14 protein-coding genes are annotated in these 13878 nt (G+C 69.0%); 9 read left to right on the plus strand and 5 right to left on the minus strand.

The genetic code is table 11. The features are described 5' to 3' along the window. Positions 1-135: 135 nt before the first annotated feature. The 9 genes from trpC (at position 136) to FOH10_RS08975 (ending at position 9607) form a co-directional block, all read left to right on the plus strand. On the plus strand, positions 136-954 hold the full coding sequence (trpC, locus tag FOH10_RS08935; protein WP_029929096.1) for an indole-3-glycerol phosphate synthase TrpC: 819 nt from the start codon (positions 136-138) through the stop codon (positions 952-954). Positions 955-962: 8 nt separating this feature from the next. Continuing rightward, positions 963-2228, plus strand: coding sequence for a tryptophan synthase subunit beta (trpB, locus tag FOH10_RS08940; RefSeq protein ID WP_143980359.1), 1266 nt, complete (start codon positions 963-965; stop codon positions 2226-2228). After that, complete coding sequence (gene trpA, locus FOH10_RS08945) at positions 2225-3025, plus strand: tryptophan synthase subunit alpha (RefSeq protein WP_143980360.1); 801 nt, start codon at positions 2225-2227, stop codon at positions 3023-3025. Before trpB ends, trpA begins: the two co-directional genes overlap by 4 nt. A gap of 580 nt (positions 3026-3605) precedes the next feature. Continuing rightward, positions 3606-4991 (plus strand): prolipoprotein diacylglyceryl transferase, encoded by a 1386-nt coding sequence (lgt, locus tag FOH10_RS08950; RefSeq protein ID WP_244961811.1) that lies wholly within the window; start codon positions 3606-3608, stop codon positions 4989-4991. A 39-nt stretch (positions 4992-5030) separates the two neighbouring features. After that, positions 5031-5519, plus strand: a complete 489-nt coding sequence (locus FOH10_RS08955) for a TM2 domain-containing protein (protein ID WP_029929085.1) — start codon at positions 5031-5033, stop codon at positions 5517-5519. A 191-nt stretch (positions 5520-5710) separates the two neighbouring features. Next, positions 5711-6466, plus strand: coding sequence for an amino acid ABC transporter substrate-binding protein (locus tag FOH10_RS08960; protein WP_143980361.1), 756 nt, complete (start codon positions 5711-5713; stop codon positions 6464-6466). Between the two features lie 14 nt (positions 6467-6480). Further along, entirely contained in the window at positions 6481-7149 is a 669-nt protein-coding gene (locus FOH10_RS08965) for an amino acid ABC transporter permease (protein WP_029929080.1), read from the plus strand. Positions 7150-7269: 120 nt separating this feature from the next. Continuing rightward, complete coding sequence (gene pyk, locus FOH10_RS08970) at positions 7270-8694, plus strand: pyruvate kinase (protein ID WP_172544850.1); 1425 nt, start codon at positions 7270-7272, stop codon at positions 8692-8694. Position 8695: 1 nt separating this feature from the next. Next, positions 8696-9607 carry an acyl-CoA thioesterase gene (locus FOH10_RS08975; RefSeq protein WP_244961812.1) on the plus strand — a complete coding sequence of 304 codons (912 nt, stop codon included), beginning with the start codon at positions 8696-8698 and terminating at the stop codon, positions 9605-9607. 57 nt (positions 9608-9664) lie between these two features. Here the strand turns inward: FOH10_RS08975 and FOH10_RS08980 are convergent, their stop codons facing one another. The 5 genes from FOH10_RS08980 to FOH10_RS09000 all read right to left on the minus strand — a co-directional run bounded on the left by FOH10_RS08980 (position 9665) and on the right by FOH10_RS09000 (position 13860). Then, a complete protein-coding gene (locus tag FOH10_RS08980; protein WP_244961814.1) occupies positions 9665-10027 on the minus strand; it encodes a hypothetical protein in 363 nt (120 codons plus the stop codon). Between the two features lie 160 nt (positions 10028-10187). Further along, complete coding sequence (locus tag FOH10_RS08985) at positions 10188-10907, minus strand: arsenate reductase/protein-tyrosine-phosphatase family protein (protein ID WP_143983959.1); 720 nt, start codon at positions 10905-10907, stop codon at positions 10188-10190. A gap of 208 nt (positions 10908-11115) precedes the next feature. Continuing rightward, complete coding sequence (locus tag FOH10_RS08990) at positions 11116-11616, minus strand: monooxygenase family protein (RefSeq protein ID WP_029929071.1); 501 nt, start codon at positions 11614-11616, stop codon at positions 11116-11118. Between the two features lie 96 nt (positions 11617-11712). After that, positions 11713-12642, minus strand: coding sequence for an SDR family oxidoreductase (locus tag FOH10_RS08995; protein ID WP_186000765.1), 930 nt, complete (start codon positions 12640-12642; stop codon positions 11713-11715). 381 nt (positions 12643-13023) lie between these two features. Beyond that, a complete protein-coding gene (locus FOH10_RS09000) occupies positions 13024-13860 on the minus strand; it encodes a helix-turn-helix transcriptional regulator (RefSeq protein WP_143980364.1) in 837 nt (278 codons plus the stop codon). Positions 13861-13878: the final 18 nt, after the last annotated feature.

Genomic DNA, 13878 nt, shown 5'->3' on the forward strand with positions numbered 1-13878 from the left:
CGGACCAAGCCCCCGTACCGCCCCCGCCGTCAACGACGCGGAGATAGCCATTTACTCTTTATCAGCATCGGTGAGACAGCGCCTGGGGGGATTCTCAGGCAGCAAGTCCGTCTCCCCAGAAAGGATTCGAGCCAGATGACGGTACTCGACTCGATTCTCGACGGGGTCCGCGCGGATGTGGCCGCACGGGAAGCCCTCCTGGATTTCCAGGCCGTCAAGAAGGCTGCCGCGGCGGCACCCTCGCCCCGCGACGCGAAGGCAGCGCTGCACGAGGACGGGATCGGCGTGATCGCCGAAGTGAAGCGTGCCAGCCCCTCGAAGGGCGCGCTCGCGGATATCGCCAATCCGGCCGACCTGGCCCGGGCCTACGAGGACGGCGGTGCGCGCATCATCAGCGTGCTGACCGAACAGCGCCGCTTCCACGGCTCCCTCGCCGATCTGGACGCCGTGCGCGCCGCGGTGGACATCCCGATCCTGCGCAAGGACTTCATCGTCGGGCCCTACCAGATCCACGAGGCCCGTGCGCACGGCGCGGACGTCATCCTGCTCATCGTGGCGGCCCTGGAGCAGGACGTGCTGTCCTCGCTCATCGACCGCACCGAATCGCTGGGCATGACCGCCCTGGTCGAGGTGCACACCGAGGAGGAGGCCGATCGCGCCCTCACCGCCGGTGCCACCGTGATCGGCGTGAACGCCCGCAACCTGAAGACCCTTGAGGTGGATCGGGACGTGTTCGCCCGCATCGCGCCCGGCCTGCCCAGTGAGGTCATCCGGGTGGCCGAGTCCGGTATCCGCGGCACCGCCGACCTGCTGGCCTACGCCGGTGCGGGCGCGGATGCCGTCCTGGTCGGCGAGGGCCTGGTGACCAGCGGTGATCCTCGCGCCGCCGTGGCCGAGCTGGTGACGGCCGGCACCCATCCGTCCTGCCCGAAGCCGGTGCGCCGGGGCCGGTGAGAGACGAGATGACACCGACGAACGACACCCTGCCCAAGGCCAGCGACGGCGTCGCGAACAAGAGCGCGCACGAGCCCGACCTGGGCGGCCATTTCGGCGTCTACGGCGGCCGCCACGTCCCCGAGGCGCTGATGGCGGTGATCGAGGAGGTCACCGCCGAATACGAGAAGGTCCGGCTCGACCCGGACTTCCTCGGTGAGCTCGACCGCCTGCAGCGCGACTACACCGGCCGCCCGTCGCCGGTGTTCGAATGCACCAAACTGGCCGAGCACGCCGGTGGCGCGCGCATTCTGCTCAAGCGGGAAGACCTGAACCACACCGGTTCTCACAAAATCAACAATGTGCTGGGCCAGGCGCTGCTGGCCAAGCGCATGGGCAAGACCCGCGTCATCGCCGAGACCGGCGCGGGTCAGCACGGCGTCGCCACCGCCACCGCGTGCGCGCTGCTGGGCCTGGAATGCGTCATCTACATGGGCGCGGTCGACACCGCCCGGCAGGCGCTGAACGTGGCTCGCATGCGGCTGCTTGGCGCGCAGGTGGTGTCGGTGACCTCCGGTTCGCAGACCCTCAAGGACGCCATCAACGAGGCGCTGCGCGACTGGGTCACCAACGCCGACCGCACCTACTACTGCTTCGGCACCGCCGCCGGTCCGCATCCGTTCCCGTTGATGGTGCGCGATTTTCAGCGCATCGTCGGCATGGAGGCGCGCGCCCAGGTGCTGGCGCAGACCGGCCGCCTGCCCGACGCGGTCACCGCGTGCGTGGGCGGCGGCTCCAATGCCATCGGCATCTTCCATGCCTTCCTCGACGACGCGAACGTGCGGCTGATCGGCTACGAGGCCGCGGGCGACGGCGTCGACACCGGCCGCCACGCCGCCACCTTCACCGGCGGCAGCCCGGGGGCCTTTCAGGGCGCGTACTCGTACCTGCTCCAGGACGAGGACGGCCAGACCATCGAATCCCATTCCATCTCAGCGGGTTTGGACTATCCGGGGGTCGGCCCCGAGCACGCCTACCTGAAGGACAGCGGGCGCGCCGAGTACCGGCCGATCACCGATACCGAGGCCATGGACGCGCTGCTGCTGCTCTCGCGCGCCGAGGGCATCATCCCGGCCATCGAATCCGCGCACGCGGTGGCGGGCGCGTTGCAGCTGGGCCGGGAGCTGGGTGCTGGCGCGATCATCCTGGTGAATCTGTCCGGTCGCGGCGACAAGGACATGGACACCGCCGCCCGCTGGTTCGGGCTGTTCGACGACCCGGAGGCGCAGCAGTGAGCCAGCAGTCCAATCTCGCCAACACCTTCGCCGCGGCCCGCGAGGAGAACCGCGCGGCGCTCATCGGCTATCTGCCCGCCGGCTACCCGGACCTCCAGGGGTCCATCGACGCCTGCACCGCCATGGTCGAATCCGGTTGCGACGTCATCGAAGTCGGTGTCGCCTACTCCGATCCGGTGATGGACGGCCCCACCATCCAGGCGGCCGCCGAACAGGCGCTGCGCGGCGGCGTGCGGGTGCGCGACGTATTCCGGGTGGTGGAGGCCATCAGCGCGGCGGGCGGCAAGGCCGTCGTCATGACCTACTGGAATCCGGTGCTGAAGTACGGCGTCGACACCTTCGCCCGCGATCTCGCGGCGGCGGGCGGTCTCGGGCTGATCACGCCGAACCTGATTCCGGAGGAGGCCGACGACTGGTTCATCGCGTCGGCCACCCACAATCTGGACCGCATCTTCCTGGTGGCACCGTCCTCCACCGAGGAGCGTCTGGTCAAAACCCTGGAAGCGTCACGAGGTTTCGTCTATGCCGCCTCCACCATGGGTGTGACCGGCGCGCGCGACGCCGTCTCCGATATGGCCCCCGCCCTGTGTGCCCGCATCCGCACCCACTCCGATATCCCGATCGGTGTCGGCCTGGGCGTGCGCAACGGAGCCCAGGCCGCCGAGATCGCGGCCTACGCCGACGGCGTCATCGTCGGCTCGGCCCTGGTCACCGCCGCCGCCCAGGGCTTGCACGCGGTGCGCTCGCTCACGGCCGAACTGGCACAGGGCGTGCGGTCGGCGCGGGTGCCCTCCTAGCCGCGCAACGGTGCGGCGGTCGCCCGGATCGCCTCGGTTCGCTGGAGTGCCGCAGCCCTGGAGCCAGCGCTCGACCAGTACCCGGCACGGCCCCAACGGCCGAACCATGACGATCGCCGACAAGACCGCCACGGCCACCCGGTGAACCCCGACGCCGCGCCACCGCAGCGCGTCGGCCAGCGCTACCGCAGCGCGTCGGCCAGCGCTACCGCAGCGCGGCGGTTCCGGGGCCTTCTCACCCCGCGCCAGTCGCCGAGGTAGCCGTGGCGGGTGCCCGCGAGTCCGGCGGTGATCTCAAGAGATTGCCCGCGCCACACCCGGACCTCCCGGGGTCATCGCCCCCGTTCGTCGGGTGGGATTTCGCCGCTTGCGGTACCACGCTCAACGCCCACGCTACGACCGGTTCATCCGCGCTTCCGGATTCCGCATGGGCGGCTCCGGCCGTGCGGATATTCCGGCCGTTCGAGCTGTTCGATCCGCGTGCGGTGGGCGGGTGGATGCGGCGGTGCGCGGCGTGCCGAGTCGGCGGGGCGTGCCCGCGTTCCGTGCGTGGCGGGCCGCTTCCGCTACGGTTGGGGCCGTGACCTATCGAGTCCTGGCTGACAGTGTCCTGTCCGGCAGTGCCGCCGACGTCCTGGCCTATATTCCCTCACCGCCGCGCGGTGTCTGGGAGATCGGGCCGTTCCCGCTGCGTGCTTATGCGCTGTGCATCATCATCGGCATCGTCGCGGCCATCTGGCTGGGCGAGAAGCGGTGGCAGCAGCGTGGGGGAGAGGGCGGCACGGTCCTCGATGTGGCCATGTTCGCGGTGCCGTTCGGTCTCGTCGGCGGACGGCTGTACCACGTGGCCACCGACTGGCAGAAGTACTTCGGGGCGAACGCCACCGGCGACTGGTGGGCGATCTGGGAGGGCGGCCTAGGGATCTGGGGTGCGGTGCTGCTCGGCGGCGTCGGTGCCTGGATCGCCTGCCGCATCTACCGAATCCCGCTGCCCGCCTTCGGCGATGCCATCGCGCCCGGCATTCTGCTGGCGCAGGCCATCGGTCGCCTCGGCAACTGGTTCAATCAGGAGCTCTACGGCCGGGAGACCACGGTCCCCTGGGGCCTGGAGATCTACCTGCGCTTCGATGCCAACGGTCAGCTCGACATGATGGACGGCGTCTCCACCGGCGTGGTGGAGAAGGTCGTGCACCCCACCTTCCTCTACGAGCTGGTGTGGAACCTGCTCGGCGTGGCCGCACTTCTCTACCTGGACAAGAAGTTCCGCATCGGCCACGGCCGCCTGTTCGCGCTCTACGTGGCGGTCTACTGCTTCGGCCGCTTCTGGGTGGAGCTGCTGCGTGACGACGAGGCCACCCACATCGCGGGCATCCGCGTCAACTCCTTCACCTCTGCCATCGTATTCCTCTGTGCGATAGCGTATTTCGTGCTGGCGACCAAGGGGCGCGAAACGGCCGAGCAGCTGCGCTCCAAGGACGACCGCCCGTGGCCGTGGCAGCTGTCGAAGCTGCGCGCCTACGGTGCCGCCGGGGCCGCCACCGCGGCGACGGCCACGGCGGCCGGTGATGCCGCCGAGGGTGACAGCGCCGAGGACGACAGCGTGCCGCTGACCAAGGGCACGGAGGCCGAGACCGAGGCGGCCGCGGACGCCGAAGCCACAGCCGGGCGGCAGCCCACCGGCGAGGGGGCCACGGATAAGGAGGCCGCCGACAAGGAGTCCACGGAGAAGGACTCCACGGACAAGGAGCCCACGGACAAGGAGCCCACGGACAAGGAACCCACGGACACGGAACCCGCGGAGAAGGCGTTCGGCTCGGGGTCCACGGAATCCGACGACAACGAAACCGACCCCGCGGACGATAACCCGTCCGAGAACGCAGAGACCGCCAAGCCCGCATCCCCGACAACCCGGCCCGAGCAGACCGACCCCGCCAAGTCCGGCGACACGGACGACACCAAGTCCTGACCGCCCGCGCGGTATCGCAGTATCGATGAGGAGAACACCGTGACCGATCCCTATCAGCAGCAGCCCGGCCAAGGGCCGCAGTACGGTGCGCCGGGCACCGGTCCGGATCTGGGCAAGAGCGCCGATCCGTACGCCCAGCAGCCCCAGCAGCCCTACGGCCAGTCGCAGCCGCAGTATCCGCAGCCCGGGTACGGTCAGCCCGGTTTCGCTCAGCCGGGTTACGGTCAGCCCGGCGGTTACCCGCCCGCGCAGTTCGGCCCGGGGGTCGATCCGGAAGCACCGTACGGCCGCGACATCTACGGCACCCCGCTGTCGGACAAGCAGAAGCTCATCGCGGGTCTGCTGCAGATCTTCCTGGGTGGTTTCGGTATCGGCCGCTTCTATCTGGGTTACAACCAGATCGCCGTGTGGCAGATCGTGGTCACCGTGCTCACCTGCGGTATCGGCAGTATCTGGGGTCTGATCGACGGCATCCTCATCCTCATCGGCAAGGTGCCCGATCCCTACGGTCGTCCGCTGCGCGACTGATTCGAAGGACACGCGCCCGGGCGGGCGGCGTCGACACGTCGATGCCGCCCGCCCGTCGCTATCATCTCCGGCGTCGATCGCACCAGGTTTGCGCGCACGGCAATCGTTGAGGTCCCGGACGGTCGGTTCCCGGCGTACCCTGTACCGGTTGTCTGTCGCGTGGCCTGCCCACGCTCGAGGAGAGGTTCACCGTGCGCCGTAAGTTGTTCGCCGCCGTACTCGCCATCGTCGCCGCCGCCGGGCTCACCGCCTGCGGTGGCAACGACGACGACCCGAACGTGCTGAAGGTCGGCACCGAGGGCACCTACTCTCCGTTCAGCTATCAACACAACGGCGCGCTCACCGGCTACGACGTCGAGGTCATCACCGCCGTCGCCGACAAGCTCGACCGCTCCGTGGAATTCGTGCAGACCCCCTGGGACGCCATCTTCGCGGGCCTGGAATCCAAGCGCTTCGATCTGGTCGCCAACCAGGTGACCGCGAGCCCCGCCCGCGCCGAGAAGTACGCGCTGTCGCAGCCCTACACCGTCTCCGAGGGTGTCATCGTCACCCGCCAGGACACCACCGACATCGCCTCCCTCGCCGATCTGAACGGCAAGGTCTGCGCGCAGTCGACCACCTCCAACTGGTCGAAGGTGGCCGGTGACGCGGGCTGCAAGGTCGAGGGCGTGGAGGGCTTCGTGCAGGCCATCCAGCTGCTCAACACCCGCCGCGTGGACGCCACCGTCAACGACTCCCTGGCCGTGGCCGAGTACACCAAGCAGCACAGCACCAACGAGGTGCGGGTCGCGGGCAAGACCGGTGAGGTCTCCCAGCAGGTGTTCGCCGCCCGCAAGGATTCCCAGGAGCTCATCGACCAGGTGAATCAGGCCCTGGCGGAGTTGCGGGCCGACGGCACCCTGGCGCGGATCTCCGAGAAGTACTTCGGCGTCGACGTCTCGAAGTAGACGCCGCACCGAAGATGGATGCCGCCACCTGGGATCTCATTCGGCAGAACCTCTGGCCCATGCTGGAGGCCACCGTCACCAAGACGCTGCCGCTGACCGCCATCAGCTTCGTCATCGGGCTGGTGCTCGCGCTGTTCGTGGCGCTGGCGCGGATGTCGCCGGTCCGGCTGCTGTCCGCGCCGGCCCGGTTCTACATCTCGATCATTCGCGGGACGCCGCTGCTGGTGCAGCTGTTCATCGTGTTCTACGCGCTGCCGCAGCTGGATATCGTGATCGACCCGTTCCCGGCGGCGGTCATCGCGTTCAGCCTCAATGTGGGCGGGTACGCCGCCGAGGTGATCCGTGCGGCCATCCTGTCGGTGGCGCACGGGCAGTGGGAGGCGTCGTACGCGGTCGGCATGACCTATCCGCAGGCGCTGCGGATGATCATCCTGCCGCAGGCTGCCCGCATCGCGGTGCCGCCGCTGTCCAACACCCTCATCTCGCTGGTGAAGGACACCTCGCTGGCCTCGACCATCCTGGTGACCGAACTGCTGCGCACCGCCCAGCTGGCGGCGGCCCCGACCTTCGACTTCTTCGCCCTCTACGGCGTGGCCGCGGTCTACTACTGGGTCATCTGCCTGATCCTCGGATTCGCGCAGTCCGGACTGGAGACTCGTCTAGCGCGTCACGTCGCTCGCTGAGGGGTTGCTGGGCATTCCTCCAAGCGTGACGCGCGCCACGCTCGCTGTTCATCCGGCCGCCGCCCACTGTTGCGGTGTGCCCGGTGAGCGGGAGTGTGTGGGCAGGTCTAGGGTTGACGTGTGATGCGACGGACGAAAATTGTATGCACGCTCGGACCGGCGGTGTCGTCCGAGGAAAGGATTCGGGAACTCGTCGAGAGCGGAATGGATGTGGCGCGGCTGAACTTCAGCCACGGCGAGCACTCCGATCACGCCGAGAACTACAAGAAGGTGCGTCAGGCCAGCGACGATCTGGGCCGCGCGGTAGGTATTCTCGCCGATCTCCAGGGACCGAAGATCCGCCTCGGCCGGTTCGAGGGAGACGGGAAGACCTTCTGGGCGACCGGTGAGGTCGTCCGCATCACGGTCGACGATGTGGTGGGCACCCACGACCGGGTGTCGACCACCTACAAGGAACTGGCCGCGGACGCCAAGTCGGGCGACCGGCTGCTGGTCGACGACGGCAAGGTCGGGCTGACCGTGGACCACGTCGAGGGTAACGACGTGGTGTGCCGGGTGACCGAGGGCGGCCCGGTCTCCAACAACAAGGGCGTCTCGCTGCCGGGGATGGACGTCTCCGTCCCGGCGCTGTCCGAGAAGGACATCGACGACCTGGAATTCGCCCTCAAGCTGGGCGTGGACTTCATCGCGCTGTCCTTCGTGCGCTCGCCCTCGGATGTGGAGCTGGTGCACGACGTGATGGATCGCGTCGGCCGCCGCGTCCCGGTGATCGGCAAGCTGGAGAAGCCCGAGGCCATCGACAATCTCGAGGCCATCGTGCTCGCCTTCGACGCCATCATGGTGGCGCGCGGCGACCTGGGTGTGGAGCTGCCGCTCGAGCAGGTGCCGCTGGTGCAGAAGCGGGCCATCCAGATGGCGCGTGAGAACGCCAAGCCGGTCATCGTGGCGACCCAGATGCTGGAGTCGATGATCTCCAATTCCCGGCCCACCCGCGCCGAGGCCTCCGATGTTGCCAACGCGGTGCTGGACGGTGCGGACGCGGTCATGCTCTCCGGTGAGACCTCCGTCGGCGCGTACCCGATCGAGGCCGTGCGCACCATGGCCCGCATCGTGCACGCGGTCGAGGGCGAGACCTCCAGCCGGGTGCCGCCGCTGACCCACGTGCCCCGCACCAAGCGCGGCGTCATCTCCTACGCCGCCCGCGATATCGGCGAGCGGCTCAATGCCAAGGCCCTGGTCGCCTTCACGCAGTCCGGTGACACGGTGCGCCGCCTGGCCCGCCTGCACACCCCGCTGCCGCTGCTGGCCTTCACCCCGCAGCCGGAGATCCGCAGCCAGCTGGCATTGACCTGGGGTACCGAGACCTTCATCGTGCCGCGAGTGGCCGATACCGACGAGATGATCCATCAGGTCGATCACGCGCTGCTGTCCATCGGGCGGTACAAGAAGGGTGATCTGGTGGTCATCGTGGCGGGTTCGCCGCCGGGAACCGTGGGCTCCACCAATATGATTCACGTTCACCGTATCGGCGAGGAGGATCACTGAGGTGAGTGCGTCACTGGGCGAGGAGATCGCGGAGCCGGGAGCGCTGTCCCGGGCCGCCGATCTGGAAGTGCTGCTGGAGCTGCTCGACCTCGAGGAGGCTGGGCCGGACATCTTCATCGGCCACCATCCGGAGAAGGTGTGGAGCCGCACCTTCGGCGGGCAGCTGGTCTCGCAGGCGATCATCGCCGCGGGCCGCACCGTCGGACCCGAACGCCCGGTGCACGCCGTCAACGCGCATTTCGTGCGCGGCGGTGATCCCAAGAAGCCGATCGAGTACCGGGTGGACCGGCACCGCGACGGGCGCGCCTTCGCCAACCGGACGGTGACCGCCTTCCAGGACGATCAGGAACTGTTCGTCATGCTGGCGGCCTTCCAGGACTGGGGCAAGGGCCTCGAGCACGGGGTGCCGCTGCCCGAGGTGCCCGATCCGGAGGGGCTGCCGCGGATCGAGGAGACCTTCGCCGGACTCGAGGACCGGCTGGAGATGTTCGTGAACGCACCGCATCCCATCGATATGCGGTACACGAACGATCCGGCCTGGATCCTCAAGGGCACGGGGGAGAAGCTCAACCACAATCGGGTGTGGATGCGCACCGACGGGGCGCTCCCCGACGATCCGCTGATTCATGTTGCGGCGCTGGCGTATTCGTCGGACACCACGGTGCTGGACTCGATCATCACCACGCACGGCCTGTCCTGGGGGCTGGACCGCATCATCGCGGCGACGGTGAACCACTCCATCTGGTTCCACCGTCCCTTCCGCTTCGACGACTGGGCGCTGTACGCCACGGAGTCGCCGGTGGCCGCCGGATCACGCGGGCTGGCGCGCGGGCACTTCTATTCGCGCGCCGGTGAACTGCTGGCCAGTACGGTGCAGGAGGGCGTGATCCGCCACTTCCCGGCGCGCCGCTGAAGCACGCCCCAGGAACGTTGTCGGGCCGTACCCGGTGGGGTACGGCCCGATTGCCGTTCAGAGGCGTTCGCGGTTCTCTTCGAGGTCGAAACTCTCGCGCTGGAGAGCGCGGATCACATAGGGGAACGGTTCGTCCGCCGACAGTCCCAATACCAGGCGCTCTTCCAGGCGGGCGATGGCCGCCTTGGTCAGCAGGCGTGCGTCGCCGACGAGGTTGAGCGCGATCTCGTAGGTGCGCCGCTCGCCGGGTTCCGCGTCGGGATGGTCCATCCGCCATTGGGTTTCGAGCAGGCGGTGGGTCGGATCGTCGGCTTCCACGGGGAGCGTGAACCGCCAGGCGAACAGATCGCGATCGGCCACATGCTCATCCACTACGCGGCAGACGGTGCCCACGACACGGTCGAGGGTCTGCGGTGTCACGTAAACATGGAGCGAAACATCCGAAATGCGTTTCGGCATGTCCTTCAGTCCTGTTCTGGTGTCTAACCGGGTGGAGTATCCGCGGGGAGTGTAGCCCCTTACCGGACGTTTGCGGCAGACAGGTCCATTGACACGCTGGTGTTCTGTTGTGAGTCTGCGCCTAGAACCGCGAAGAGGCAACCCTCACGGCCGATTCCGTGCCGGATCGCACCGGTTCTCCGGATGCCACACCGGATTCGCGCGGTGCGCCCTCCGCGTGCCGGGCCGAGGAATCGCGACCGCCGGGGAGCAGGAGCAGGGCCGGTCGCGCCGCACCAGCCTCCTCGACGGCCGCGCGAGGGTGGATGGTGGCCTGCGGATGCTCATGCGCGTGCAATGCCAACAGCAGCGGGACCAGCGCTTCCGCGATGCGGTCGCCCACTTCGCAATACGCCTGCGGGGACAGCCCGACCGGATCGGCGATGTTCTCCCGGCCGACCAGGGCCAGATCATTGCGGGCCTGATTGAGGGCCGCGACCGTGCGCGCCCCGCTCACCTTCGCGATCCGGTACGCCTCCAGCAGGGTGAAAGTATGTGGTGCGGCGGAGGGTTCGATCTCGCGCACCTTCTCCCGGATCTGCTCGGTCATGGCCAGGATCAGATCGGCGCGGCGCACCATCTCCGGCTTCAGCCGGCGCGCCTTGAAACCCTCGATATGGCCGCCCAGTCCGGCGATGGTCTCCGCGGCCAAGGGTTCCACCGGGAATCCGACCAGGGCGCGCACCCCGGCGCTCTCGGCGGTCAGATCGGACAGTCCGTGTTCGGCGGCGACGGCGAGCGTCAGTCGCTCCGCGATCACCGATCGACAGACATTTCCGGAGCAGACGAACAGGACGTGCATGGCGGTAACCGTATTGGCACTCGCCACCGCTGGGAATGCTCTCCTGACCGAATCACACCTCTCGACCAGGATATTCATCCGCGCGTTCGGTGTCTGTCGCCCACTGTTGGCGTTCGCCTTCCCGCGCGCCCGGTGATCGCCGCCATGCGCGTGGCGGCGCCGGCGGAATCGCGCGTGCCGGCCTCGGCGGAACGGGCGCGGCGGGCGATCACCGATAGTAGCTGTCCTCGTCGACCACGGGCGCGACGGTGGGCTCGGCCGCCTGGACGCGCCCGCGGGTGGAGAACATGCGCCCGCGCGCGGGGACGGTGGGTGCGAAACGCGCCAGCCCCGTCGCCGGGGTCATATCGTCGTACACCGAATCGATGCCCCCGCGCGCGAAATACGCCTCGTGCCAGAAGCCGGTCCCGCCGGAATCGCGCAGGAACCGCTGCCACCACTGCCGGTGCGGATCCGAGCGCGTCCACCGCTCCAGGCTCTCCAGATCCCGCCAGTACTGGCGCGCACCCCAGTGCGGCGGGAACAGCGACCACACGATGTCCTCGTGGTGCAGCAGCCCATCCGGCCGGTCCCGGTGCGAGCTGTACAGCTTCGGGCCCACCCCGAGCAGTCGCAGCATGCCCCGGGGCGTGCGCACGCGCATGCCGAGGTAGATCACCACCAGATCCGGATACTCCGACAGATCAACCGTCACCCTGTTGACACGCACGCGCGACCTCCGTGATGAGCCTTCTGCCCCGGGGATACGAAATACGTGCCGCGACGGTTCACCCCTGCGGTCATGTCCGCGCGCGGCCGCTGCGACTCACACCATGGCCGCCGGAATGACAGAGGTCAGGCCGCCGTCGATCGACAGATCCTGGCCGTTGATGTAGGCGGCCTCGTCGGAACCGAGGAAGGCGACGGCCGCGGCGATCTCGTCGGGATCGCCGATCCGGCCCGCCGCGACCAGCGACGCGGCCGCCGCCTGCGCCTCCGCGGAGGCTTCGGCGCGGAACGCCGGGGTGTCGATGTACCCGGGGCTGATCGAGTTGACCCGGATCCCCCGGGGAGCCAGCTCCGCCGCGACGGTGCGGGCGAGGCTGTGGACCGCCGCCTTCGTGGCGGTGTAGAGGGCGGCGTCGGGTGCGCCGCGGTGCACGGCGAAGGAGGCGTTGATGACGACGGCGGCCCGATCGGACAGCAGCGGAAGCATCTGCTGCACCGTGAAGAACACCGATTTGAAGTTGATGTCGACCACGCGCGCGAACTCCGCCTCGGTGACCTCGTCGATGGCCTGGAACGCGCCGATGCCCGCATTGGCGAAGACGAGGTCCACGCGGCCGAAGCGCTCACGGATGGTGGCGGCCAAGGCAGTGAGATCAGCGAGATCGGTGGCATCGCCGGGGATCCCGAGCACCCGCCCGGCACGTTCGACGGCGTCATCCGGCAACTCGTCGCGCGCGTCGACCGCGTGGGCCGCTCGTTGGCCGCGCGCCTCGGCGGCGTGCCGCGTCCGCTGGTCGCCCGGTTCTGCGGCGTGGCCCGTTCGCTGGCTGTCCGGTTCTGCGGCGTGGCCTGCTCCTCGGCCGCCGAGTTCGGCGACGACCGCGTCCAAGCGGGTCTGGTCGCGGGCGGTGATGATCACCCGCGCGCCCTCGGTGAGCAGGCGGCGCGCGGCGGCCAGCCCCATCCCGCTGGTGCCGCCGGTAATGAGCGCGATCTTGCCGTGGTAGCGGAAACTGTTGTGCATCATGGCTTCAGCGTGCTCGGCGGTGCGCGGCCGATACAGTGCGGAGTTATCGTAGGCGTGGCACCACCCGGCTGGCGGGCAGCGGGGGTGCCGAACCACCTGCCGGTGCGGGTTTCTTCGCAAGCGATGAACAGCCACGCCGCACGCTCGGCGGGGCAGCCGCATCGCGATGCGCAGCACACCGGTCGTATGGATCTCGATCCTGGCGGACCCGGCCTGACACCAGCCTCGCATGGCTGACACTCCGTCCCGCCCATCGACATCGCCGGGCCGCCGTCTGCACGATCGGCGCTGCACACAGGGCGTGCACCACCAGCACCGCCCCAGCCACCGTGTGCGTGATCGGCGCTGCACAGCGGGCATTGCGCCCCACCGGCATCGGATCTACCGGTCGGCGAGGTGCGGGTGCAGTGCTTCCAGGCGCGCGGCGGTAGCGGTGCCCGGCCGCGGGTCGTAGAGGATGAGCGACCAGTCCGGGCGGTCGGTGACGGTGAGCGTGGTGGCGTCGAAGAACAGGTCACCGGCCTCGGGATGCCGCAGGGCGTTCACGGCCTGCACCGGCACCCCGACCTCGTGCCGGTCCCAGAGTGTGGCGAATTCGGGGCTGGCCGTGCGTAATTCGGTGATCACCCGGTCGAAGGCGGGGTCGCCCGGGAAGTGCGCGGCGTCGGCGCGGTAGGCGGCTACCACGGCGGGCGCGGCATCGGCCCACACCTCGGGCAGGGCCCGATAGCGGGGGTTGGTGAAGAACGTCCGCAGACAATTGTGCGCTCGGTCGTCGAAACCGAACACCGTCCCTGCGGACTCGTTGTACGCCAGCACATTCCAGGCCCGGTCCCGCAGCACGGCGGGCCGCCACCCCCAGGCGTCGAGCAGCTGTCGCACCGCCGGGGTCAACGCACCCTCGGTGCGCCCGGCCGCCGGTGGCGGATTCAACCCCGCCAGCAGATACAGGTGCGCCCGCTCCACCTCGTTCAGCAGCAGCGCCCCGGCGATCGCGTCCAGCACCTCACCGGACACCGTGATATCCCGCCCCTGCTCGAGCCACGTATACCAGGACACCCCCACCCCGGCCCGCACCGCGACCTCCTCCCGCCGCAACCCCGGCGTCCGCCGCCGCCCCACCACCGGCATCCCGACATCACCGGGAGTCAACCGCTCCCGCCGACTCCGCAAGAATTCCCGCAGCTGTTCCCGCCGCCGCTCGGATGCACTGTCCACGGATGACGACAACGACGA

The organism is Nocardia otitidiscaviarum, assembly GCF_007362295.1.
GTDB lineage: Bacteria > Actinomycetota > Actinomycetes > Mycobacteriales > Mycobacteriaceae > Nocardia > Nocardia otitidiscaviarum.